Origin of the sequence: Pseudomonas sp. LjRoot71 (assembly GCF_964253255.1) — a bacterium.
Lineage (GTDB): Bacteria > Pseudomonadota > Gammaproteobacteria > Pseudomonadales > Pseudomonadaceae > Aquipseudomonas.
Window position 1 is genome coordinate 253,839 of record NZ_CAXURA020000001.1, and the last position, 22,254, is coordinate 276,092.

Annotated in this window: 21 protein-coding genes and 2 tRNA genes; 8 read left to right on the plus strand and 15 right to left on the minus strand. The window is 60.4% G+C overall.

What is annotated here, in order from left to right; all coding sequences use genetic code 11:
* Window positions 1–55: 55 nt before the first annotated feature.
* The 3 genes from ACSQ17_RS01225 to ACSQ17_RS01235 all read right to left on the minus strand — a co-directional run bounded on the left by ACSQ17_RS01225 (window position 56) and on the right by ACSQ17_RS01235 (window position 1,126).
* Window positions 56–763, minus strand: coding sequence for an FKBP-type peptidyl-prolyl cis-trans isomerase (locus ACSQ17_RS01225; RefSeq protein WP_436067256.1), 708 nt, complete (start codon window positions 761–763; stop codon window positions 56–58).
* A gap of 189 nt (window positions 764–952) precedes the next feature.
* Window positions 953–1,029 (minus strand) — tRNA-Asp (locus tag ACSQ17_RS01230).
* 21 nt (window positions 1,030–1,050) lie between these two features.
* A tRNA-Val gene (locus tag ACSQ17_RS01235) sits at window positions 1,051–1,126 on the minus strand.
* Between the two features lie 533 nt (window positions 1,127–1,659).
* Here ACSQ17_RS01235 and rdgC point away from each other — a divergent pair.
* On the plus strand, window positions 1,660–2,580 hold the full coding sequence (rdgC, locus tag ACSQ17_RS01240) for a recombination-associated protein RdgC (protein ID WP_257779182.1): 921 nt from the start codon (window positions 1,660–1,662) through the stop codon (window positions 2,578–2,580).
* A 157-nt stretch (window positions 2,581–2,737) separates the two neighbouring features.
* Complete coding sequence (sugE, locus tag ACSQ17_RS01245) at window positions 2,738–3,052, plus strand: quaternary ammonium compound efflux SMR transporter SugE (protein WP_233684683.1); 315 nt, start codon at window positions 2,738–2,740, stop codon at window positions 3,050–3,052.
* Window positions 3,053–3,109: 57 nt separating this feature from the next.
* Here sugE and ACSQ17_RS01250 read toward each other — a convergent pair whose 3' ends face one another.
* The 3 genes from ACSQ17_RS01250 to ACSQ17_RS01260 form a co-directional block, all read right to left on the minus strand.
* Window positions 3,110–4,984 (minus strand): MFS transporter, encoded by a 1,875-nt coding sequence (locus tag ACSQ17_RS01250; RefSeq protein ID WP_436067257.1) that lies wholly within the window; start codon window positions 4,982–4,984, stop codon window positions 3,110–3,112.
* 130 nt (window positions 4,985–5,114) lie between these two features.
* Complete coding sequence (locus ACSQ17_RS01255; RefSeq protein ID WP_436070406.1) at window positions 5,115–5,444, minus strand: AzlD domain-containing protein; 330 nt, start codon at window positions 5,442–5,444, stop codon at window positions 5,115–5,117.
* Window positions 5,444–6,157, minus strand: coding sequence for an AzlC family ABC transporter permease (locus ACSQ17_RS01260; RefSeq protein ID WP_436067258.1), 714 nt, complete (start codon window positions 6,155–6,157; stop codon window positions 5,444–5,446). The genes ACSQ17_RS01255 and ACSQ17_RS01260 overlap by 1 nt, the downstream gene beginning before the upstream one ends.
* A 150-nt stretch (window positions 6,158–6,307) precedes the next feature.
* Between ACSQ17_RS01260 and ACSQ17_RS01265 the strand changes: the two genes are divergently transcribed.
* A complete protein-coding gene (locus tag ACSQ17_RS01265; protein WP_436067259.1) occupies window positions 6,308–7,564 on the plus strand; it encodes an MgtC/SapB family protein in 1,257 nt (418 codons plus the stop codon).
* Here the strand turns inward: ACSQ17_RS01265 and ACSQ17_RS01270 are convergent.
* A complete protein-coding gene (locus tag ACSQ17_RS01270; RefSeq protein WP_436067260.1) occupies window positions 7,550–8,377 on the minus strand; it encodes a MerR family transcriptional regulator in 828 nt (275 codons plus the stop codon). The genes ACSQ17_RS01265 and ACSQ17_RS01270 overlap by 15 nt on opposite strands.
* 319 nt (window positions 8,378–8,696) lie before the next feature.
* On the opposite strand from ACSQ17_RS01270, the gene ACSQ17_RS01275 reads away from it, so the two are divergent.
* Window positions 8,697–10,475 (plus strand): SDR family oxidoreductase, encoded by a 1,779-nt coding sequence (locus ACSQ17_RS01275; RefSeq protein WP_436067261.1) that lies wholly within the window; start codon window positions 8,697–8,699, stop codon window positions 10,473–10,475.
* A gap of 14 nt (window positions 10,476–10,489) precedes the next feature.
* Entirely contained in the window at window positions 10,490–11,380 is an 891-nt protein-coding gene (locus tag ACSQ17_RS01280; RefSeq protein WP_436067262.1) for a metal-dependent hydrolase, read from the plus strand.
* On the opposite strand, the gene rmuC is transcribed toward ACSQ17_RS01280, so the two are convergent.
* The 4 genes from rmuC to ACSQ17_RS01300 all read right to left on the minus strand — a co-directional run bounded on the left by rmuC (window position 11,377) and on the right by ACSQ17_RS01300 (window position 14,883).
* Window positions 11,377–12,744, minus strand: a complete 1,368-nt coding sequence (gene rmuC, locus ACSQ17_RS01285; protein WP_436070407.1) for a DNA recombination protein RmuC — start codon at window positions 12,742–12,744, stop codon at window positions 11,377–11,379. The two genes, ACSQ17_RS01280 and rmuC, sit on opposite strands and share 4 nt — an antisense overlap.
* Window positions 12,745–12,933: 189 nt before the next feature.
* Window positions 12,934–13,338 (minus strand): tetratricopeptide repeat protein, encoded by a 405-nt coding sequence (locus ACSQ17_RS01290; RefSeq protein ID WP_436067263.1) that lies wholly within the window; start codon window positions 13,336–13,338, stop codon window positions 12,934–12,936.
* A gap of 369 nt (window positions 13,339–13,707) precedes the next feature.
* Window positions 13,708–14,460 (minus strand): RES family NAD+ phosphorylase, encoded by a 753-nt coding sequence (locus tag ACSQ17_RS01295; protein ID WP_436067264.1) that lies wholly within the window; start codon window positions 14,458–14,460, stop codon window positions 13,708–13,710.
* A gap of 54 nt (window positions 14,461–14,514) precedes the next feature.
* Window positions 14,515–14,883, minus strand: coding sequence for an antitoxin Xre/MbcA/ParS toxin-binding domain-containing protein (locus tag ACSQ17_RS01300; protein ID WP_436067265.1), 369 nt, complete (start codon window positions 14,881–14,883; stop codon window positions 14,515–14,517).
* 150 nt (window positions 14,884–15,033) lie between these two features.
* Between ACSQ17_RS01300 and ACSQ17_RS01305 the strand changes: the two genes are divergently transcribed.
* The 3 genes from ACSQ17_RS01305 to ACSQ17_RS01315 are packed head-to-tail and all read left to right on the plus strand — an operon-like array spanning window position 15,034 to window position 18,189.
* Window positions 15,034–17,628, plus strand: coding sequence for an intermembrane phospholipid transport protein YdbH family protein (locus tag ACSQ17_RS01305; RefSeq protein WP_436067266.1), 2,595 nt, complete (start codon window positions 15,034–15,036; stop codon window positions 17,626–17,628).
* A 13-nt stretch (window positions 17,629–17,641) separates the two neighbouring features.
* Window positions 17,642–17,833, plus strand: a complete 192-nt coding sequence (locus ACSQ17_RS01310; protein WP_392539624.1) for a YnbE family lipoprotein — start codon at window positions 17,642–17,644, stop codon at window positions 17,831–17,833.
* Window positions 17,834–17,844: 11 nt separating this feature from the next.
* Entirely contained in the window at window positions 17,845–18,189 is a 345-nt protein-coding gene (locus ACSQ17_RS01315; protein WP_436067267.1) for a YdbL family protein, read from the plus strand.
* Between the two features lie 128 nt (window positions 18,190–18,317).
* Here ACSQ17_RS01315 and ACSQ17_RS01320 read toward each other — a convergent pair whose 3' ends face one another.
* The 4 genes from ACSQ17_RS01320 to ACSQ17_RS01335 form a co-directional block, all read right to left on the minus strand.
* Window positions 18,318–19,310 carry a sulfate/molybdate ABC transporter ATP-binding protein gene (locus tag ACSQ17_RS01320; protein WP_436067268.1) on the minus strand — a complete coding sequence of 331 codons (993 nt, stop codon included), beginning with the start codon at window positions 19,308–19,310 and terminating at the stop codon, window positions 18,318–18,320.
* A 2-nt stretch (window positions 19,311–19,312) separates the two neighbouring features.
* Window positions 19,313–20,185: a sulfate ABC transporter permease subunit CysW gene (gene cysW, locus ACSQ17_RS01325; protein ID WP_436067269.1), complete on the minus strand. Its 873-nt coding sequence runs from the start codon at window positions 20,183–20,185 to the stop codon at window positions 19,313–19,315.
* A gap of 10 nt (window positions 20,186–20,195) precedes the next feature.
* On the minus strand, window positions 20,196–21,014 hold the full coding sequence (gene cysT, locus ACSQ17_RS01330) for a sulfate ABC transporter permease subunit CysT (RefSeq protein WP_436067270.1): 819 nt from the start codon (window positions 21,012–21,014) through the stop codon (window positions 20,196–20,198).
* Window positions 21,015–21,161: 147 nt separating this feature from the next.
* Window positions 21,162–22,160 (minus strand): sulfate ABC transporter substrate-binding protein, encoded by a 999-nt coding sequence (locus ACSQ17_RS01335; RefSeq protein ID WP_436067271.1) that lies wholly within the window; start codon window positions 22,158–22,160, stop codon window positions 21,162–21,164.
* Between the last annotated feature and the right edge of the window lie 94 nt (window positions 22,161–22,254).

Here is a 22,254-nt window from a genome sequence, read left to right on the forward strand (position 1 = left end):
CGCCGTAAACGACAACGCCCCGTCGAGACGGGGCGTTGTCTGAAACAACCTGGAATTACTCTTGAGCGGCAGCGTCTTTGATCGCGATCAGCTCCAGATCAAACACCAGCACCGAGTTGGCTGGAATGGCCGGAGTCGGGCTCTGCTCGCCATAAGCCAGTTCGCTTGGAATGTACAGTTTGTACTTCTCGCCAACGTGCATCAGTTGCAGGCCTTCGACCCAACCAGGGATCACACCGTTGACCGGCAGGTCGATCGGGCTGCCACGCTCAACCGAGCTGTCGAACACGCTGCCATCAGTCAGCTTGCCTTCATAGTGCACGGTTACCACGTCAGTGGCTTTCGGCTGAGCGCCGTCAGCTTTTTTCACCACTTCGTACTGCAGGCCGGAAGCAGTGGTGGTTACGCCTTCACGCTTGGCGTTGTCTTCAAGGAATTTCTTGCCGGCTTTGGCCGACTCGGCATTCAGCGCCACCATGCGCTCTTCGGCACGCTTCTGCAGGAAGGCAAAGGCTTCGATCAGCTCTTCGTCTTTCAGACGCTGCTCTTTCTTGCCAATGGCGTCTTCGATGCCTTGCGCAACAGCGTTGGAATCCAGGTCGTCCATGCCTTCCTGAGCCAGGCTTTTGCCCATGTTCAGACCGATGCCATAGGACGCTTTCTGTGCTGGGGTTTCCAGGGTGATTTCGCTGGTTTGCGAATCACAGCCTGCGAGAACCAGACCAACCAGGGCGACCGCCGCTGCTAAACGATGCTGTTTCATGCTTGTTCCTTGTTCGGTGCGCCCTAGGGCAATGGTGTGAAAGCGCGAGCTTAGCAGGCTGCCGCGATCACTGGCTACCGTGATAGGAGACAGAAAATGCGTATAAGTTCAGATGTTTAGCTGAATTTACTGAGAGAATTTTGCGGATAAAAGCGAAGTGTCACAGAGGGGATGAAGCGAGAAGAAAAATGGCGCAGCGGACGGGACTCGAACCCGCGACCCCCGGCGTGACAGGCCGGTATTCTAACCGACTGAACTACCGCTGCGCGTAACCTCGAAAAGCGAGTTGGTGGGTGATGACGGGATCGAACCGCCGACCCTCTGCTTGTAAGGCAGATGCTCTCCCGGCTGAGCTAATCACCCTTCACTCTCGAAGTGGGGCGCATTCTAGAGAGCCATCGACACCTTGGCAAGCCCTGTTTTGAAAATTTTTTATTGATGCAGCAAAGGCTTAGGGTCTTTTGCCATTTCGTTCGCGGCCACGCCGGAGCCTGCTTTAGCACGAGGCAAGGCACGAGACACGAAGTTTGGTTGTTCCAAATGAGTGTCGAGAAACGCAGCATCGCGCTAAAACAGGCCCGGCCCTGCGGGTTGCGCGCAAAATCTCGCCATGCGGTGTTGGAGGACTTGGCAAGGGAATAACCATTACCTGCTTCCTCCGCCTAGCCTGGCGAGATTTTGCGCGGCAACGCGGGTCGCGACGAAACGGCAAAAGACCCTAACTCCGACTTGGCCTTGAGCATGAGTCGGGGGAATAATGCGCCCCGAATGCAACGCATAGGTTCGCCAAGCGGTCATAGCGCAGCGGCCAACCTGAAACAGCATCTGCGCAAGGTGCTGACGACTTGTGATACCTGCTGCTGCCGGCAGGTCTGTTAATGGAGATTCACCCCCTTATGTGGTTTCGTAACCTGCTGGTTTATCGCCTCACCCAGGACATCCCGTTTGATGCCGAGGCACTCGAAACGGCGCTCCTGGCCAAACCGGCCCGCTCTTGCGCCAGCCAGGAACTCAGCACCTACGGCTTTATTGCGCCTTTCGGCAAAGGTCCTGATGCACCACTGGTGCACGCCAGCGGTGATTTCCTGCTGATTGCCGCCCGCAAGGAAGAACGCATCCTGCCCGGCAGCGTGGTGCGCGATGCGCTGAAGGACAAGGTTGACGAGATCGAAGCCGAACAGATGCGCAAGGTCTACAAGAAGGAGCGCGATCAGCTCAAGGATGAAATCGTCCAGACCTTCCTGCCACGCGCCTTTATCCGCAAGTCCGCCACCTTCGCCGCCATCGCTCCCAAGCAGGGCCTGATTCTGGTGGACTCGGCCAGCGCCAAGCGCGCCGAAGACCTGCTGTCGACCCTGCGCGAAGCCATCGGCTCACTGCCGGTACGTCCGCTGACCGTGAAAATCGCGCCCAGCGCCACCCTCACCGACTGGGTCAAGGTGCAGCAGGCGGCTCCGGACTTCCACGTACTGGACGAATGCGAACTGCGCGACACCCATGAAGACGGCGGTGTAGTGCGCTGCAAGCGTCAGGACCTGACCAGCGACGAGATCCAGCTGCACATGAGCGCGGGCAAGCAGGTCACGCAACTGTCCCTGGCTTGGCAGGACAAGCTGTCCTTTGTGCTCGACGACAAACTGGTGGTCAAGCGCCTGCGTTTCGAAGACCTGCTGCAAGATCAGGCCGAACAGGATGGTGGTGACGACGACCTCGGCCAGCAGGACGCAAGCTTCACCCTGATGATGCTCACCCTGGTGGACTTCCTCCCCGCACTGTTCGAAGCCCTGGGCGGCGAAGAAATCCCGCAAGGCATCTAAACCTTCGCGGGTAAGCGCAGAGGATTCGACCATTGATCCTCTGCGGCTTGCCACGAACCTGCCAATGTGCAAAATACTGCACAGCGTGAGGACGACCTCACCACTCCACGAGTGACCATTTCGGGACGGCCCATCTGTACTGTTGATGGAGGTTTTTATGTCCTGGATTATTCTGCTGCTGGCTGGCCTGTTCGAAGTCGGCTGGGCCGTAGGCCTGAAATACACCGACGGTTTTACCCGCCCGCTCCCCACCCTGCTCACCGTAACCGCCATGCTCATCAGCCTGGGGCTACTCGGCCTAGCCATGAAGGAATTGCCGCTGGGCACCGCCTATGCCATCTGGACCGGAGTTGGCGCAGTCGGCACGGTCATCGCCGGCATCATCCTGTTTGGCGAGGCGGTGACACTCATGCGACTGGCCAGTGTAGCGCTGATTGTTTGTGGCTTGCTCGGCCTTAAACTCAGCCACTGAGTCAGTGACACTCCATAAAAAAGCCCGCCGATTGGCGGGCTTTTTCTATCTGAAAGGCTAGCGCCGTTCACCACGCAAGGCGCTTACCTGAGCCTGCAACAACTCGCACTTGACCACTTCCGCAGCCACCGGCTCGCCCGCTACCAGAGTGATGCGCGACCACAGGCGTTTGAAGAAACCCTTGTGCGGGTCACGGCTGAAAAAGCTGCCCCACAGCCCCTGCAATGCCATGGGAATCACCGGCACCGGGTTTTCCGCGACGATGCGCTCGATGCCATTCTTGAACTCATTGAGTTCGCCATCGCTGGTCAACTTGCCTTCCGGAAAGATGCACACCACCTCGCCGTTGCGCAGGTATTCGGCGATTTTCTTGAACGCAGCATCGTAGATCAGCAGGTCTTCACTGCGCCCGGCAATCGGCACAGTACCGGCGGTGCGGAAGATAAAATTGAGCACCGGCAGGTTGTAGATCTTGTAGTACATGACAAAGCGCACTGGCCGGCGCACCGCTCCGCCGATCAACAAGGCATCAACAAACGACACGTGGTTGCACACCAGCACCGCCGCGCCTTCGTCGGGAATCGCGTCCAGCCCTTTGTGCTCAACCCGGTACATCGAGTGGCTGAGCAGCCAGATCATAAAGCGCATGGTGAATTCGGGAACGATCTTGAAGATGTAGCTGTTGACCGCGATGTTCATCAGCGAAATGGTCAGGAACAGCTGTGGAATCGACAGATCAGCAACGCTCAGGAACAGAATCGAAACAATCGCCGAGATCACCATGAACAGGGCATTGAGGATGTTGTTGGCGGCGATCACCCGCGCCCGCTCATGCTCCACGGTGCGCGACTGGATCAGCGCATACAGCGGCACGATGTAGAAGCCGCCAAACAGGCCGATGCCGAGAATCGAGCCGAGAATCCACCAGGCCTGGCTATAGCTCAGTACCGACAACCAGTCGTGGGCCACTGCCGCTTCGGGGAAGCCACCAGAGAACCACCAGAGCAGGATGCCGAACAGGGTCAGGCCAATCGAACCAAACGGCACCAGGCCGATTTCCACCTTGTGTCCGCTCATGCGCTCACAAAGCATCGAACCCAGCGCAATGCCCACCGAAAAAACAGTGAGAATCAGCGTCACCACACTTTCATCGCCGTACAGCCACTCTTTGGCATACGCCGGAATCTGCGTCAGGTACACCGCGCCGAGAAACCAGAACCAGGAGTTACCCACCAGTGAGCGTGATACGGCCGGGCGCTGGCCCAGGCCCAGCTTCATGGTCGCCCAGGACTGGCGCACGATATTCCAGTCCAGCTTGAGCTGCGGCATGGCCGCCGAGGCTGCAGGAATACCGCGACTGGCCAGATAACCCAGCACCGCGACCAGCACTACGGCTACTGCAACGATATGCGCATAGGCGCTGCTGGCCATGATGATGCCAGCGCCGATAGTGCCGGCAAGAATGGCCAGGAAGGTGCCCATCTCTACCAGCGCGTTGCCACCCACTAATTCCTGTTCTTCCAGGTGCTGCGGCAGGATCGAGTACTTCACCGGGCCGAACAGCGCCGACTGGGTGCCCATGGCAAACAGCACTGCGAGCATCAATGGCAAGTTGCCGAGCAGCACGCCGACGGCGCCGAGCAGCATGATGAGGATTTCAGCGAACTTGATCTTGCGGATCAACGAGTCTTTGGTGAACTTCTCGCCCAACTGCCCGCCCAGGGCCGAGAACAGAAAGAACGGCAGGATAAACAGCAAGGCACAGAGATTAACCAAGAGGTCCTTGTCAGCCGTGGAGCTAATTTTGAACAGGATGGCGAGTATCAGTGACTGCTTGAAGATGTTGTCGTTGAAGGCACCCAGTAACTGGGTCAGGAAGAATGGCAGGAAGCGCTTTTTACCCAGCAACGCGAATTGGGAGTGTTCGGTCATCGTCCGTGTACCTGTGTGCAGTGGCCAGCGGGTGTTTTCAGGCATTTGACTGCAAGAACACCCGACAAAGCCACAGCCATGCACGTTTTTTGCTGCATTTTCTATCAAATCAGGTGCAACAACCGTGCGCTTACAGCGGTAACTGCCCCAGCACAGCACGCAGCACGAAGAACACCAGCAGGCCGCCGCCGATGGTGGCCAGCAGATGCCGAGTCAATGCGGCGATGGCAATGGTCGCCAGCCCCGCCAACAGGTAGGCATTGTCCAGACCGAACGCCCACTGCTGACCATCGGGTATCAGCATGCCGGGCAGCACAATGGCACTCAGCACTGCCGTCGGTACGTAATGCAGGCCTTGGCGAACCAGCGGCGGGAAGCGCAGATCGGGAAAAGCAAACAGGCTGTAGCGAATCACGAAGGTGATCAGCGCCATGCCGAGGATCAGCAGCCAGGTCTCCATCATGCGCCCTCCCCAGCTACAGTCGGCGTGTTACGGCGCTCCAGCCATACCCCGACGGCGATGCCGCTGAGAGCAGCGGCCATCAACCCCAATTTGTACGGCCAGGCATGACAGAGCAGCGCCACCGCGCCAGCCACCAGGGCCGCGGCAATTTGCGGGCGGTTGCGCAGCGCCGGAACGACGATGCCGATAAAGGTCGCCAGCATGGCGAAGTCCATCCCCCAGCCCGCCAGGTTCGGCACGCTCTGGCCAAACAACGCGCCGACCAGCGAACTCGACACCCAGGACAGGTACAAGGCCAGTGCAACACCGGTGTGATACCACTGGCCGTGCTCGGTCATGCCGCGCGCCAGATAGCGGCGCTGCACCACCGCAAAGGTTTCATCGGTCAGGCCGAACGCCAGCGGCACCCGCCAGCGCTGCGGCAGCACGCCCACATAGGGTTGCAGCGCCGCGCTGTAGAGCACATGGCGCAGATTGACCACCAGGGTGGTGAGCAGAATCACCACCGCACCACTGCCCAGGGTCAGTAGGCTGATGGCAATAAACTGCGCCGAGCCGGCATACACCAGCATCGACATGCCCAGCGCTTGTCCCAGGCTAAGCCCGGCCAGGCTGGCCAGCGCACCATAGATCAAGCCAAACGGCAGAATGCCGACGATCATCGCAATACTGTCACGCACCCCGTAGAGAAACTGCTGTAAACGGCTCATGTGCCCTCCTTAATGCAGCACAGCCTGGCGCATCACCGTCGTGCCGTCTTGAACAATCTTGCGCAGCGATAAGCGCGCAGCCTGACCTGTCGCAATACAGCCACCCTCATGCTGGCTAAACTGCCACTATTCTTCACTCAGGACAGCCCCATGCCAGAAGCCCTCGACACTCTACTGAACTTTGCCAGCGCCCTGGCCGCCGGCCTGTTGATCGGTGCCGAACGCGGCTGGCAAGGCCGCCACAGCGATGACAGTCAGCTGGTTGCGGGGATTCGCACCTTCGCCCTGAGCAGCCTGCTGGGGGCGTTTGCCATGCTGCTCGGCGAGCACTTTGGCGTCGTGGCCTGGGCGGCGATATTCGCCGGTTTTGCTTTGTTGGTAGTGGCGTCCTACTTTGGCGAGCTGCAACGTCAGGGCGATATGGGTCTGACCAGCGAAGTGGCGCTGCTGACCACCTTCCTCCTCGGCAGCCTGGCCATGGCTGGTTATGCCGGGCTGGCTGCTGCCGGCGCGGTGGCCGTGGCATTGCTGCTGAGCCTCAAGCAGTCGCTGCATGGCGCCCTGCAACGCCTCAGTGAAACCGAGCTTTCTGGTGCACTGAAGCTTTTGTTTATCTCCCTGGTACTGCTGCCCGCACTGCCCAACCAAGGCTACGGCCCCTGGCAGGCCTTCAACCCCTATGTCATCTGGTGGATGGTGGTGCTGATCGCCAGCATTGGTTTCGCTGCCTATGTGGCGATTCGCCTGGTCGGCATGCGCCATGGCCTGTTGATCACCGCACTGCTCGGCGGCATGGTGTCATCCACGGCAATGACCGTGACCCTCGCGCGGCTGGCACCCGGGCGCAACCTGCATGCGATCCTCGCCTGCGGCCTGCTGGCTACCTCGGCACTGATGTTTCCACGCGTGCTGCTGGAAGTCGGCCTGGTCAACGCCAGCCTGTTGTCACAACTGGCCTGGCCGCTGGGAACGGCCACCCTGGTGTATGCCGCCGGTGCCCTGCTGTATTTCCGCCGGGCCGGGACAGAGAGTGAGGGGCAAGCCGAACCGCCGCTGAAAAATCCTTTCGAACTGATCCCGGCATTGCGCTTTGCCGCCCTGCTCGCGCTGATTCTGCTGCTGGTCGAGGGCGCTCAGCGTTGGCTTGGCGATGTCGGCGTCTATCTGGTGGCGCTGCTCTCGGGGTTGGCCGATGTGGATGCCATTACCCTGTCGCTGGCGCGCAGCGCCCAGGGCGAGCTGGATGCTCAGGTGGCCGTACAGGGGATCTTTCTCGCGGCGCTGAGCAACAGCCTGGTCAAGGGCTTTCTCGTGGCATTGATTGGCGGCCGCAAGCTGGCCCTGATGACATTGCCGGTGATGGCAGCCGGCCTGCTTGCGGGTGCGGCAGTCTTATTGCTGCTTTGAAGGATCGGCGCGCAAAAAGCCTTCCAGCAACTTATGCACCCGCTCGCTCAATTCGCGGTTGGCCGCCTCGGGCAGACTGCGCGCCAGTTCGGCCACGACGACCTGTTCCACCAAGGGCCGCAGTTGCAGCAACTGCGCACTGAGCCGCTCAAGGTCAGCGGCATGCGGCAGATCACTGTGCAGCAGCGGGTTAACCAGTTGCTGGGTAATCATCGTGACAATACCTGTGGCCACCTGCTGCACATGACCACGAATAGCTGCCAGCTCATCGAGCAAGGCCGGTAAAGGAATACCGGCACGGTACAGCTCAAGACCGGCCGCAAACAGCTTGGGGCTGGGCACACGCAGATGGTCGCCGGCAAACTCCAGCAGGCCCAGTGCTAGCGCCCGCTCGATCACCTGATCATCCAGCACCTCACCGAACAACACCTGCAGCTGCGCAAAAGACAGCTGCTCAGCCTGCTCAGGCTGGCCCGGCCCCTGGATTGCCTGCTCCAACCCCAGCACATGGGCCAGGTCGCGACCCTGCGTCCAGGCTTCGAACAGCTCGCGGATGCTGGCGATGCTGTAGCCACGCTCCAAAAGTTGGCCGATCAACTTCAGCCGCGCCAGGTGCTCGCCGTTGTAGATTCCCAGCCGGCCACGCCGCTCGGGTGGCGGCAATAACCCCTGATCCTGATAGGCGCGCACATTACGCACACTGGTCTGAGCGGCCTGGGCCAGATCATCGACCCGATATTCGACAGACACTGCTTCCACCACGGGGGCGGCGCTGCCTAATAAACGCTGGAGAAAAGCAGAGGCTGTTTGCATGGCGGCGATCATAGCCGCATGGCCAACCGGCCAACAACCGCCCCAACCAAGGGCTGGACTTGCCCTGTCAGTGGTCGCGAGCAACCCTGCTGATTCCGGGCAAAGCCCTATTGCACAGGGCTTGCAGCCATATCAGTAACACCGTAACAGAGTCGGGATTGAGTCTTCCGGATGGCTAGGCAGAGGCCTGTTGAGCATCCAACAATAACCATGACATCAAATGATGTAACAGTCATGACCACTGGAGACGCCGCATGCCCTTTGACCCTGCTCCCTTCACTCGGCCGTTTCACTCAGCTACCACGCGGCAGGTGCACCCATGAACGCGCCTGTCGTGCTGCCACATGAGGCACTGCAAGCCGAACACCTGCGCATCCAGGGCGACGGGGTAGAACTGGCCGCTTATCGCTGGGGCAAAACGGATGGCCCGACGCTGCTGCTGGTGCATGGCTACCCGGACAATCACGAAGTCTGGCTGCCGCTGGTGCATGAACTGGCCGCCGACTACCAGATCATTGCCTACGACGTGCGCGGCTTCGGTGCTTCGGATATTCCACGCAAGCGCCTGGACTATCACCTGGCAAAGCTGGCCAACGATCTGGAAGCGGTGATCAAAACCCTCAGCCCCGACCAGCCCGTGCACCTGGTGGCCCACGACTGGGGTTCGATCCAGGCCTGGGAAGCGGTCACCGAACCACGCATCCAACCCCTGCTGGCCTCCTACACCAGTATCTCCGGACCGTGCCTGGATCATGTCGGCCACTGGATGCGCGACAAGCTCAAGCAGAAACGCCCACGCGCACTGCTGCAGGTGCTCGGCCAACTGCTCAGCTCCTGGTACATCGCCCTGTTTCACACGCCATGGCTGCCCGAGCTGACCTGGCGCCTGGGCCTGGATCGCGCCTGGCCTGGCCTGCTGCGCAAAGTCGAAGGCCTGCGCAATGTCGCGGTCAGCAGCAGCCAGCGCTCCGACGGTGTACACGGGGTCAAGCTGTATCGCGCCAACTTTATCCGCAGCCTGTTCAAACCTCGCCTGCGCCACACCGACGTACCGGTGCAGCTGATCGTGCCAACTGAAGACCGCTTTGTGCGCCCGCAACTGTTTGACCGGTTACAGCACTGGGCCCCCAAGTTATGGCGTCGCGAAGTGCGCGCCGGGCACTGGCAACTGCTGGCCGAACCCCAGCAACTGGCCCTGTGGCTGCGTGAATTTATCCAGCACCTGCAAGGCGATGGCAGCAGCCGCGCGCTGCAGCAGGCGCAGGTCAAAGCCAATACCGGGAACTACAGCGGCAAACTGGTGATCGTCACCGGAGCCGGCTCCGGAATCGGCCGCGCCACCCTGCTGGAATTCGCCAAACAGGGCGCCAACGTGCTGGCCGCCGATATCAACCTGGCCGCCGCAGAACAAAGCGCCGAACTGGCCAAGGCACTGGGTAGCGAAGCCTTCACCTATCAACTGGATGTGGGCGACAGCAAGGCCATGGCCACCTTTGCCGCCTGGGTAGAACGCGAATTCGGCTGCCCCGATATCGTCATCAACAACGCCGGCATCGGCATGGCCGGCAGCATGCTCGACACCAGCAATGCTGACTGGGAGCGCCTGCTGCGCATCAACCTGTGGAGCGTGATCGACGGCAGCCGGCTGTTTGCCCAGCAGATGATCAAGGCCGGCAAGCGCGGGCATATCGTCAACACCGCCTCGGCCGCCGCCTTTGTGCCCTCGCGCAACTACCCGGCGTATGCCACCAGCAAGGCTGGGGTACTGATGCTCAGTGAATGCCTGCGCGCAGAAATGGCCGCTCACGGCATCGGCGTTACCGCGCTATGCCCGGGCCTGGTCAACACCGCCATCATCCAGGCCACCCGCTTCAACGGTCTCAGTGCCGAGGCCGAAGCCAAGCAGCAAGCCAAAACCCAACGCCTGTACAGCAAACGCAACCTCAGCGCGGAAACCGTAGCCAGCCGCCTGCTGCGCGGCATCGAACGCAACCAGGCAGTGGTCGCCGTGGGTGCCGAAGCGCACCTGAGCATCGCCCAATGGCGCTTCGCCCCCTGGCTGTCACGGGCCCTCGCCCGCCTGAACCTGGCCGGTTGACAAGGAGAACCAGAATGACCGAACAGCACCGCCTGGAACAACGCAAAGTGCGCTTCGATTTCGCCGATACCCCGCTGCACTGGGTGCCGAACGAGCCGGAGGCCTCGCATATCATGAACAGCCTGCACCTGATCCTGCCCGCCGGCGAGTTCTGGTTCTGCCGGGTCTACAACAAGACCCTGCCGCTGGTCACTGACCCGCAGTTGCGCGATGACGTGCAGGGCTTCGTCAAACAGGAAGCGCAGCATGCCCGCGCCCACGACAGCGCGCTGACGCCTTACCTGCTGCGCCACGGTATCGACCCAACGCCCTTCACCGGACCGATCCACTGGCTGTTCGATCGCGTGCTGTGCGACTTCCCCTTGGGCAACAACGCCATCAGCCGATGGTTGCAGCCCTGGTGGCTGCGTCAGCGAGTCGGCCTGATCGCCGCAGTGGAGCATTTCACCTGCGTGCTCGGCGACTGGATCATCACCACCCGCAGCCTCGACCACGCCGACCCGGTGATGCTCGACCTGCTGCGCTGGCACGGCGCCGAAGAAGTCGAACACCGCAGCGTGGCTCATGACCTGCATGTGCATATCGGCGGCAGTGTGCTGATGCGCTGGGTGTATATGTTGATTGCCACGCCAGCGCTGATCTTCCTGTTCAGCATGGGGATGAGAACCATGATGCGCCAGGATCCGGTAACCCGTTACCGTCCCGGTTTCCTCTACCTCTGGTATCAACTGGGTAAGCGAGGCCTGCTACCGCGCATGGGCAGCATCGGCCGTTCGGTATTGCGCTATTTCAACCCTGGTTATCACCCACGTAGCGAAGGTGATATTCGCGTGGCGCTGGACTACCTGGCCAACTCCCCGGCAGCGCAACGGGCGGCCGCCGAAAAGTCGGCCATCAGCGTCTAATCCGCAGGGGCGGCCTCGTCCAGCACCATCACACCGGCCGCCTGTTCGAGTAGATCGACAGGCAGGCTTTTGCTGGCGCGAGCGCCAAGCAGCTTGAGGTTTTCCACCCGACTGATGATATTGCCGCGGCCCTCGCAGAGCTTGTTGCGCGCGCCGGCATAGGCCTTGTCCAGCTGCTGCAGGCGCACGCCCACTTCATCCAGATCCTGAATAAAGGCCACGAACTTGTCGTACAGCGCCCCCGCACGCTCGGCAATTTCACGAGCGTTCTGGCTCTGCCGCTCCTGCCGCCACAGACTGTCGATCACCCGCAGGGTGGCGAGCAAAGTGGTCGGGCTGACAATGACGATATGCTGATCGAAAGCCTCCTGAAACAGCCCAGGATCGGCCTGCAACGCCGAAGCGAAGGCCGCTTCGATTGGCACGAACAGCAACACGAAGTCCAGGCTGTGCAGGCCTTCCAGGCGCTGGTAATCCTTGAGCGACAAGCCCTTCAAATGGCTGCGCAACGACAGCACATGCTGTTTCAGTGCGAGTTGCCGGCTGGCCTCATCTTCGGCGGCAATAAACTGCTGGTAAGCGGTCAGGCTGACCTTGGCATCCACCACCACCTGTTTGTCGCCAGGCAGCTGGATCAGCACATCGGGTTGGAAGCGCTCACCATCAGCGCTCTTCAGGCTGACCTGGGTCTGGTACTCGCGGCCCTTCTCCAGCCCGGCATGCTCCAGTACACGCTCCAACACCAGTTCACCCCAGTTGCCCTGGGTCTTCTGCCCCTTGAGGGCACGGGTCAGGTTGGTGGCTTCATCGCCCAGACGCTGGTTGAGCTGCTGCAAACGCTCCAGCTCCTTGCCGAGGGAAAAGCGCTCACGGGCTTCCTGCTGATAACTTTCTTCCACGCGCTTTTCGAAGGATTGGATGCGTTCCTTGAGTGGATCAAGTAGTTGGCCAAGCTGTTGCTGGCTGGTTTCAGCAAAGCGCTGCTCGCGCTCATCAAAGATTTTCCCGGCCAGCTCGGCGAACTGCGCACGCAGCTCATCACGCGAGCCTTGCAGATCGCTCAAACGCTGTTGGTGGCTGTCCTGCTGCTCTTTGAGTTCAGCACTGAGCGCAGCCCGCTGGGCATCCAGGCGGCGGATTTCAGCTTCCTGCTGTTCACGCTGACTGACCCAGCCCTGAGCGGCTTCGCGGGCGATCTGCCGCTCTTGTTGCAGCAGGTAGGCCTCACGGCGCAGCGCGGCCAGTTCAGCCTGCTGGTCTGCCTTGATCTCGCTGATCCCGGCGACTTCCTCGCGGCAATCATCCAGCTGCGCCGCCAGGCCGGCCTGCGCTAGCTGCGCATTATTCAGGCGTTCCTGCAGCAGGCTGAAATCCAGTTGCTGAACGTTGAGGCGGCGTTGCAGTGACCAGGCCATGTAAAGAAGAGGCAATGCGGCGGCGGAAAAACCGAGCAGTACCGGCACCAGCGCGGTGGAGAGATCGATGGGCATTGAGCAGCTCCGCAGAAAAGTACTGGCAGTATAACCAGTATTTTTCGCCACTGACCCTTTCTATCAGAGTTGCTTGAGCAGTTGCTGCGCTTCCAGCGAACCTTGCCCTGCCGCCAGCTCCAGCCAGTGCCGAGCCTGTTGCGGCTCCAGGGTGCGGGGCTGGCTATACAGCTGACCAAGTTCCAGCTGAGCACTCACATCCCCGGCACGGGCGGCCTGACGCAGCAGCTCGAAACCCATGCGCCGATCACGCGGGTTGCCACAGTCACGGCAGAGCATTTGCCCCAGGCGGGTCTGCGCCTGCACCACACCCTGCAAGGCAGGTTGCTTGAGCAGGCGACCGGCAAGGCGTTTAACGCTGGAGGCATGACCGAGACGGGGACTGTCCAGTAGCCAGAGCGCAACACGGGTTGGCAGGCGTGGGACAGTGACAGGAACAGCAGACAGACGAGTGATTGCGCGAGGCATAAGAAGCAGCGGTGGCCGGGAAGGCGCGCAACTCTACTCCTTTTTCCGCCAAGGTAAAGCCTTGCAAAAAACGCCAACCTGCGGTCTAGAGCAAGCGCTCGGGTTAATCCACAGAAGCTGTGGATAACTTCGTGGATAACATGGGAGCAAGCGCCCTGAGCGCCTATGGCGTGGGCCTCAGAGTCAAACTGGTGGTTTTTTCACCAACGCAAAAAATCTATATTTTTCATTGACTTATAGAATCAACAAAAAGAATCAAGGGTTTACGTCAAGCACTGCATCTTGCTTGACAAGGCGCATCGCAATTGTGCACAAGTCGCTGCGTCATGCCGTCGCACTGCCCTTTTTCAGGGCAGATTGCGAGCCTCTCTAGGCCGGGCATGGCAGGCGGCCGCCCAGTTGATAGGCGCCCAGATGGAAGACCCTAGGGGTATCGGGAACCTGGGCATTCTTGAACGCCACATACTCCGCCGTGGTTTCACACAACCAGCTCAGCAGGTTGCGCGGACGCTTTTCTGCCAACGCGCTTGGGACGAACAACGCCACGTTGTTACCCTTCTGCGGGCAGCGCGCCGAGCGGTATTCAAATGCCTCCACCGCGGCCCCACGCATGGCTGCACCCAACACCTGGCACGGTTGATAAGCGCTGGCATGACATAGCGCGTCCTGGAACTGGGCAAAGGGAGGATGTTGCAGTTGGATGCCGCGCTCCACCTGGTAGCGTGCCTCGAAGGTGCAATGCTCGGACAGAATGCGCCCGCTGGGCGGCGCAACGCTCATGCCGTCCCACAACAGGAAACGGTAATAAGCCGCCTCAGCCATGGCTGTGTCGATGCGCAGCGCGCCGTAGAACAGGCTCGGCTCATGCACCGAACCAAAGCGCGAGCCCCAGCGCAGCGGTGGATAGCGGAACGGAGTTTTCAGCAAGTAATGCAGCGGCTCGGCACTCTGCGGCAGCGGTGGTTTGCTGGTCTCCAGCAATTCCTCAAGCAGCGCCTGTTCAGCGAGGGTATCGACCAGTTGCAGGGTCGCGACCTGGGCCTGACTCTCGACCAGGCGCACCAGGCGCCCGCGCAGGGGTTTGATCTGCTGCGGGCCTTGGCAGTGTTGCCAGATATCCATAATGGCGTTGTCCTTGATGCTTGATGTTAGAGCCCACTGCGCAACAACAGTGACTCAGCCCTTGCCACGAATCGCATCGAGGTACTCCACCACACGCACAAGCCCCTGCACTTGCAGCATCAGCGCCAGTGGCGGTGCATCCAGATGGCGATTATCAGTGCGCAGAAAATGCTGCATGTCCGCCAGGTTGCCGCCAAACAGGGCAAACAGTGAGCGGTATACCCGAATCAGCAGCAAGGCCAGTTCGCCGGTCTTGCTCTGCACCCGCAGGCCGCCCTCTGCCCAGCGCGAGATGGCTGTGCGGTGCACCCCCACGATGTCCGCCAACTCCTGCTGGGTCAGCCCCAGTTGCTCACGGGTATTGAGCAGCGCCTTGGCCAGTACCGCGTCTGCATCGGCGACCGGTCGAATCAATGCACTCATCACGACCTCCCTTCTGCCCATCAATGTCTGTTTCAAACAAAAATATCACTAAATGCTGTATTTACACAGTACCAGTTAAGCACTCATTGGCAGCCTGCCAGACATGGGTTAACGTCCAGCCACACAACTCACCACTCAGGATCAGTGCTTATGCCCAGCCGGCGCACCTGGCTGCGACTGCTTGCTTACCTGGTTTTACTGCTCCTGCTGCTTGGCGCAACAAGCTACCTGAGCCTGAACCGCGCGCTTGAACGTGCACAGGTCAGCCACCTCGACTGGCAGGGGCTGGGCATCTCCACCCAAGGCATCCAGCTTGAGCAGCTCCGCCTGGAACACCCGGCGGCCACCGTGCAGTTGCAACATTTACAGCTGCCGTGGCGCGGTTTCAGTCTGGCCCCGCCGTTCTGGCAGCAGATTTCGCTTGCACACCTGCAACTGCAGCTGCCCACACGCAGTGAAGCTGCGCCCACTGGCGCCGACACGCCGATACTGCAACCCGAACAACTGGCCAAGCTGATCGGCCTGCTACCGCAGCGACTAGAAATCGCCACCCTGCAGATCGAGCTGCCCTGTGCCGAAACGCGCTGCCAGCTGCTGGGCGATCTGCAGCTGCGTAAACAGGCACGCACAGCCACACAACAACTTGAACTGCAGCTCAACCTGCAACACCAGCAGGATCAACTGCGCTGGCACGCTCAGCTGCAAGCTGAGGCCACAGGTGCAGCCTTGCAGCTGGGCCTGGCCATCAACCAGCAACCGCAGTTGCGGATCAGCAGTCGTTTGCAGCGCACAGCCAGCGGTCAGCTCTGGCAGGGTGAACTCGACGGCGAATTGGCCCAGGGTCGTGTGCTGCACAGCTGGCTCCGCCAGTGGCTGCCTGACAGCGGCCAGCTACCTGAAGCGTCAGCAGCGGCGCAACTGCAGGCCAGTTGGCAACTGCAACTGCCCCCAGGGCCACTTGACCTGAAACAACTGCACCAGGCCAGCGGCCAGCTGCAGGCCAGCGCCAACCTGCCAGCGCCCTGGCCAATTCCAAGCATCGGCCTACTGCAAGGCCAGCTTGGCCTCTCCGCCCACACGCTGCATGGGCAATGGCTGGCCGATAGCCTAACTGCCGACCTCAACCTCACGCAGATCCCCGACGAGCTGACCAGCGACCTGCCGGTAGCACTCAGACCGGACGCCTTGCAGCTGACAATTCAGCCCACACAGATGCCGGACAACCTGGCCGAACAGTTGCGCGGACGCGCCCTGCCCTTGCAGCTGCAATTGCGTGGGCAAGGACGCAGTCCATTCAACCTGGAAGGCACATTGGCGCTGGCCAATGGCCTGCCCTGGGGCCTGCAAGTGCTGGCAGGCAAGCTGACTGCCAGCAGCCCCGCACTGCAGCTGGAACAGCTGCAACTCGGCGCCGGCCAGGCACACCTGCTGATCAGCGCCTACCTCGATCCAGAACAGTTGATGCTCAAGCTGGAGAAAGGCACACAACTCAGCCTGCAGCAGGTCGGCAGCACCGAGTTGCAGGCACAGCAGCTCACGCTCAGCAGCAGCGGATTACAGCTGCAGGGCCGGCTAACCGATGGCACATTGCATGACTGGCAGTTGCAAGGCCCTCTCGACCTCAGCGCACAGCTGCAGCATGCCCAGCTGCGCCCGCAGCGCTGGTATTGGCAAGGCCCGCTGGTGGCTTCTCAAGAACAGGTGGAGCTGGATGGCACACTGCGTAACGATGCCGCCCTGCAACTTAAGCTGCAGCTACAACACAACCACGCCAAAGGGTTGAGCCTGCACGCCCAGCTGGCAGAGCTGTTTCTGCGCAGCGGCAACCCGCTGCAAGACAGCTTCAGCGCCTGGCCAGCCTTGCTGGAGTTGAACAATGGTCGACTGAATGCCGACGCGACGCTGAGCCTGGCCAGCGATCAACAACAGCCCACAGTGAGCGTCACACTCACGGGCAAAGGCCTTGGCGGAATTTATGACCGCACGGCACTGGAGGGCCTGGACAGTCAAATGGCGCTGCGTCTTGACCCGCGCCGGCTCGAACTGAACATCAGTGAGCTGCGTCTGGCCCAGGCTAACCCAGGCATTCCGTTGGGCCCGGTGCAGCTAAAAGCTCACTACAGCGCCGACTTGCACGCCCTCGGCAAAGGCCAGTTGCAGCTTGAGCGCGCGCAAACGGCATTGATGGGCGGTCAGCTACGACTGGCCGCCGGACACTGGGACCTGACAGCGGAGCCCTTGCAGTTTCCTATCGAGGTCGATGGGCTGGAACTTGAACAACTTTTCATCCTCTACCCCACAGAAGGTCTGGCTGGCAGCGGCACCCTGGATGGCCGCTTACCGCTGCAGATCGGTAGCCAGGGTGTGACCATCACACAGGGGCAGCTGAGTGCCCGTGCGCCGGGCGGGCAGCTGCAGTTTCACTCCGAGCGTATTCGTGCCCTGGGCCGCAGCAACCCGGCAATGCAGCTGGTCACCCAATCACTGGAGGACTTTCGCTTCACCACCCTGAGCAGTCAGGTCGACTACAACCAGCAAGGCAAGCTGGCCCTGGCCATGCGCCTGGAGGGACAGAATCCGGCCATCGAACAGGGCCGACCGATTCACTTCAACATCAACCTGGAAGAGGACATCCCGACCTTGCTGGCCAGCCTGCAACTGACCGACAAGGTCAGCGACATCATCAAGCAACGCGTGCAGCAGCGTATGCTGGAACGCAATGCCAAGACGGCCCCGAACGAGTAAAAGGAGAAGCGCCATGCGCTTGCGTAGTTGTTTCGCCGCCCTGCTGCTGGGGCTGCTCAGCACGGCCTGTACGCCGACTGTGCAGCTGGCAATGCCCAACGAGCCGATCAATATCAACCTCAACGTGAAGATCGAGCACGAAATCTATATCAAGGTGGATAAAGCCCTGGACAGTATGTTCAGCGAATCCAGTGGACTGTTCTAAGGAGCCCGAGCATGAAGAATTACCAACGCCTTGCCAGCCTGTTGCTGCTGCTCAGCCTGAGCCTGCCGGCGGCCGCCCTGAATCTCAATGAAGCCATGTCGGCCCTCGGCGATGTCAAAGCCAGTGGCCAGTTGGGCGAGATGCCCAACGGCTACCTCGGGGTTGTCAGTGCGGGCGGCCAGGCTGCCGAAATTGCCAAACTGATCAACCAGGCACGCCGTGCCGAATACCAGAAACTGGCGGCGCAGAACGGTATCCAGCTGAGCGATGTGGAAGCCATCGCCGGGCAGAAGGCCATCGACAAGACTCCGGCCGGGCAGTACATCCAGCGTGAAGGTAAGTGGCAACGTAAATAGTACGGATAGCCATACCAGCTCTCTGACGCACATTGCTGGTGCGCACAGCACACCTTACGCGTCGCGGTCTCGACACCAAAAACCAACAAGGAGCGCATTGCGCTCCTTGTTGGTTTACGAGCAGGGACTCAGCGCTGCTGAATCACCGGCTGACCCGCTTTCGGTTTGAAGTACAGGGTTTCACCGCGCGTGAGGTTGGCCAGGCTGAGGTGATCCTTGGCCACTTCGGCTTCAATCGGCTCGCTCTGCCCAGCAACCTTGAGGGTCACTCGGGTGATTGCGCCGAGCGGGCGAATGTCACGGACTTCACCGGCCTGATGGCCTTCTTCGGCCTGACGCGAGAGGTGAATTTCATGCGGGCGGAACAGTACGTGGTGATCATCGCCGACATACAGGCGGTTGGCATCACCAAGGAAGTGGTAGACGAAATCACTGGCTGGATTCTCATACACCTCGCCCGGCGAGCCGATCTGCTCGACCACACCCTTGTTCATCACCACGATGCGATCAGCCACTTCCATGGCCTCTTCCTGGTCATGGGTCACGAACACTGAGGTCAGATGCACTTCTTCGTGCAGACGTGCCAGCCAACGGCGCAGCTCCTTGCGCACCTTGGCGTCGAGGGCGCCGAAGGGTTCGTCGAGCAGCAGCACTTTCGGTTCCACCGCCAGGGCGCGGGCCAGGGCGATACGCTGACGCTGGCCACCGGAAAGCTGTTCAGGGTAGCGATCTGCCAACCAGTCAAGCTGCACCAGATCGAGCAGGTCGTGGACCTTCTTCTTGATCACGTTTTCATTCGGGCGCTGATTCTTGGGCTTCATGCGCAGGCCGAAGGCGACGTTATCGAACACGGTCATGTGGCGGAACAACGCGTAATGCTGAAACACGAAACCGACGTTACGGTCGCGCACGTCATGGTTGGAGACGTCTTCGCCGTGGAACTCGATATTGCCGCTGTCCGGGGTTTCCAGACCGGCGATGATGCGCAGCAAAGTGGTCTTGCCGCAGCCAGACGGACCAAGCAACGCAACCAGTTCGCCGCTCTGGATATTCAGGTTGATATCGTTCAGCGCTTTGAACGCATTGAAGTTCTTGCTGACGTTGGAAATTACGATCGACATGGTTATTCGTCCTCAGCCTTGTGGCGCAGGCGGTTAATGCGTGACTCGCTCCACTGCTTGAGCAGCAGGATAAACAGCGCCAGAAGCAACAGCAGACTGGCGACGCTGAAGGCGGCGACGTGATTGTATTCGTTATAAAGAATCTCGACATGCAGCGGCAGCGTATTGGTGTAACCGCGAATGTGCCCAGACACCACCGACACCGCGCCGAACTCGCCCATGGCCCGTGCCGTACACAGCACCACGCCATAGATCAGACCCCATTTGATATTCGGCAGGGTGACGTGCCAGAACATCTGCCAGCCATTGGCACCGAGCAGGCGCGCGGCCTCTTCTTCCTGGGTGCCTTGCTCCTGCATCAGCGGAATCAGCTCACGGGCCACAAAAGGCACGGTAACGAACACCGTGGCCAGAACGATGCCCGGCAAGGCGAAAATGATCTGAATATCGTGCTCACGCAGCCATGGGCCGAAGAAGCCCTGGGCACCGAACAGCAGCACATAGATCAGACCGGCGATGACCGGCGAAACGGAGAACGGCAGGTCGATCAGGGTGACCAGAATGCTCTTGCCGCGAAACTCGTACTTGCTCACGCACCAGGCGGAGGCCACGCCGAACACCAGGTTGAGTGGCACCGAAATGCCCACCGCGAGCAGGGTCAACTTCAAAGCGGAAATGGCATCTGGCTCGAAGATGGCACCGAAGAACGTGCCAACACCCTGCTTTAGCGCTTCGCTCAGCACGATAAACAGCGGTAACAGCAAAAACAGCGCAAACACCAACCAAGCGCTGATGATCAGCAGCCGGCGACCGAGTACGTTGCCGCGCCGGGCGGCGTTGGCCGAAGAGGCCGCAGTCAGGGATGTAGAAGACATGGCGACCTCCTCAGGACTTGGCGATCTGGCGCTGCAGCAGGTTGATCAGCAGCAGCAAAATAAAGGAGACCACCAGCATCAGCACGCCAATAGCCGTGGCACCGTGATAGTCGTACTGGTCGAGCTTGACCATGATCAGCAGCGGCAGGATTTCGGTTTTCATCGGCATATTGCCGGCGATAAAGATCACTGAGCCGTACTCACCCACGCCTCGCGCAAAGGCCAGCGAGAAGCCGGTCAGCCAGGCAGGCAACAGGGCCGGCAGCAGCACATAGCGAAACACCTGCAGCGGCTTGGCGCCCAGGCAAGCTGCGGCTTCTTCGACCTCACGCGGGATATCGGCCAGCACCGGCTGGATGGTGCGCACCACAAACGGCAACGTGACAAAGGTCAGTGCCAGAGTGATGCCCAGCGGGGTGTAGGCAATTTTGAAACCCAGGTCCGTGGCGAACTGACCGACCAGGCCGCTGGGGGCATACAGGGCAGTCAAGGCAATACCGGCAACGGCAGTGGGCAAGGCAAACGGCAGGTCGATCATTGCTTCGATGATCTTGCGGCCCGGGAAGGTGTAACGCACCAGCGCCCAAGCCAGTAATGTGCCGATAATGCCGTTGATGATGGCAGCGGCGAAGGCAGTGGCAAAGCTCAGTTTCAGCGCTGCCAGCACGCGCGGTGCAGAAATAATCGCCCAGAATTCAGCCCAGGTGAGCTGAGCGGCGTGAACGAACATGGCACCCAGGGGAATCAGCACCAACAGGCTGAGGTACACCAGGGTGTAGCCCAGCGTCAGCCCGAAGCCGGGTATGACCGGGGAAGTACGACGAGACATTGTCTGTCCTTAATCTGCTTCTGCGTTGGAACGCTCAAATCAGCCCTGCCGCCGGTGTCGCCCTTTCCGGCTGGCCTGCAACAAGGCCGACGCTTACACAACAAGGGGTGGGCAGCGCACGGCTAACCCACCCCTGGCCTATCTGGCTTACTGCGCCTGATAGATCTGATCGAATACGCCACCGTCGTTGAAGAACTTCGGCTGCGCGGTTTTCCAACCGTTGAAGTCCTTGTCGATGGTGACCAGCTTCAACGCCGGGAACTGCTTGGAGAACTCGGCAGCAATCGCCTCGTTACGCGGACGGTAGAAGTGCTTGCCGGCCAGACGCTGACCTTCATCGCTGTACAGGTAGTTGAGGTAAGCCTCGGCTACTTTGCGGGTGCCCTTCTTGTCGACGTTCTGATCAACCACGGCTACCGGCGGCTCGGCGAGAATCGACAGCGACGGCGCAACGATTTCGAAGTTGTCACCCCCCTCTTCCTTCAGTGCCAGGAAGGCTTCGTTTTCCCAGGCCAGCAGCACGTCACCGATCTGGTTGTTAACGAAGGTGATGGTCGAACCACGCGCACCGGTGTCGAGTACCGGCACGTTTTTGTAGAGCTTCTCAACGAACGCCTGAGCCTTGGCTTCGCTGCCGTACTTCTGCTGGGCGTAGGCCCAGGCGGCAAGGAAGTTCCAGCGCGCACCGCCAGAGGTTTTCGGGTTCGGGGTGATCACTTCAACGCCCGGCTTGACCAGGTCATCCCAGTCCTTGATGCCTTCCGGGTTGCCTTTACGCACCAGAAACACGATGGTCGAGGTGTACGGCGTGCTCGATTGCGGCAGGCGCTCCTGCCAGTTTTCCGGGATCAGCTTGCCGAGCTTGTACAGCTCGTCGATGTCACCGGCCAGGGCCAGGGTCACCACGTCAGCACGCAGACCGTCGATCACCGCACGGGCCTGTTTGCCCGAGCCGCCATGGGACTGCTGGATGGTCACGGCTTCGTTGCCCTGGTCTTGCCAGTACTTGTTGAAAGCCTTGTTGAAATCGACATACAGCTCACGGGTCGGATCGTAGGACACGTTGAGCAGGGTTTCTGCGGCGGCCACCGGGCCTGCGATCAGGACGCTGGCAAGGGCAGCGAGGGCAAAACGGCGAATGGACATGGTGCGACTCCTAAATTCTTCGATTGTGTGTTGGTTTTTTCTTAGGGGTTGAAGGTCAACAGCGCATTCGCGAATGACCAGCGCAATACCGGTG

Coding starts and splice junctions, on each gene's coding strand:
- ACSQ17_RS01225 (WP_436067256.1), bottom strand. CDS start 763: ATGAAACAGCATCGTTTAGCAGCGGCGGTCGCCCTGGTTGGTCTGGTT.
- rdgC (WP_257779182.1), top strand. CDS start 1,660: ATGTGGTTTCGTAACCTGCTGGTTTATCGCCTCACCCAGGACATCCCG.
- sugE (WP_233684683.1), top strand. CDS start 2,738: ATGTCCTGGATTATTCTGCTGCTGGCTGGCCTGTTCGAAGTCGGCTGG.
- ACSQ17_RS01250 (WP_436067257.1), bottom strand. CDS start 4,984: ATGACCGAACACTCCCAATTCGCGTTGCTGGGTAAAAAGCGCTTCCTG.
- ACSQ17_RS01255 (WP_436070406.1), bottom strand. CDS start 5,444: ATGGAGACCTGGCTGCTGATCCTCGGCATGGCGCTGATCACCTTCGTG.
- ACSQ17_RS01260 (WP_436067258.1), bottom strand. CDS start 6,157: ATGAGCCGTTTACAGCAGTTTCTCTACGGGGTGCGTGACAGTATTGCG.
- ACSQ17_RS01265 (WP_436067259.1), top strand. CDS start 6,308: ATGCCAGAAGCCCTCGACACTCTACTGAACTTTGCCAGCGCCCTGGCC.
- ACSQ17_RS01270 (WP_436067260.1), bottom strand. CDS start 8,377: ATGCAAACAGCCTCTGCTTTTCTCCAGCGTTTATTAGGCAGCGCCGCC.
- ACSQ17_RS01275 (WP_436067261.1), top strand. CDS start 8,697: ATGAACGCGCCTGTCGTGCTGCCACATGAGGCACTGCAAGCCGAACAC.
- ACSQ17_RS01280 (WP_436067262.1), top strand. CDS start 10,490: ATGACCGAACAGCACCGCCTGGAACAACGCAAAGTGCGCTTCGATTTC.
- ACSQ17_RS01290 (WP_436067263.1), bottom strand. CDS start 13,338: ATGCCTCGCGCAATCACTCGTCTGTCTGCTGTTCCTGTCACTGTCCCA.
- ACSQ17_RS01295 (WP_436067264.1), bottom strand. CDS start 14,460: ATGGATATCTGGCAACACTGCCAAGGCCCGCAGCAGATCAAACCCCTG.
- ACSQ17_RS01300 (WP_436067265.1), bottom strand. CDS start 14,883: ATGAGTGCATTGATTCGACCGGTCGCCGATGCAGACGCGGTACTGGCC.
- ACSQ17_RS01305 (WP_436067266.1), top strand. CDS start 15,034: ATGCCCAGCCGGCGCACCTGGCTGCGACTGCTTGCTTACCTGGTTTTA.
- ACSQ17_RS01310 (WP_392539624.1), top strand. CDS start 17,642: ATGCGCTTGCGTAGTTGTTTCGCCGCCCTGCTGCTGGGGCTGCTCAGC.
- ACSQ17_RS01315 (WP_436067267.1), top strand. CDS start 17,845: ATGAAGAATTACCAACGCCTTGCCAGCCTGTTGCTGCTGCTCAGCCTG.
- ACSQ17_RS01320 (WP_436067268.1), bottom strand. CDS start 19,310: ATGTCGATCGTAATTTCCAACGTCAGCAAGAACTTCAATGCGTTCAAA.
- cysW (WP_436067269.1), bottom strand. CDS start 20,185: ATGTCTTCTACATCCCTGACTGCGGCCTCTTCGGCCAACGCCGCCCGG.
- cysT (WP_436067270.1), bottom strand. CDS start 21,014: ATGTCTCGTCGTACTTCCCCGGTCATACCCGGCTTCGGGCTGACGCTG.
- ACSQ17_RS01335 (WP_436067271.1), bottom strand. CDS start 22,160: ATGTCCATTCGCCGTTTTGCCCTCGCTGCCCTTGCCAGCGTCCTGATC.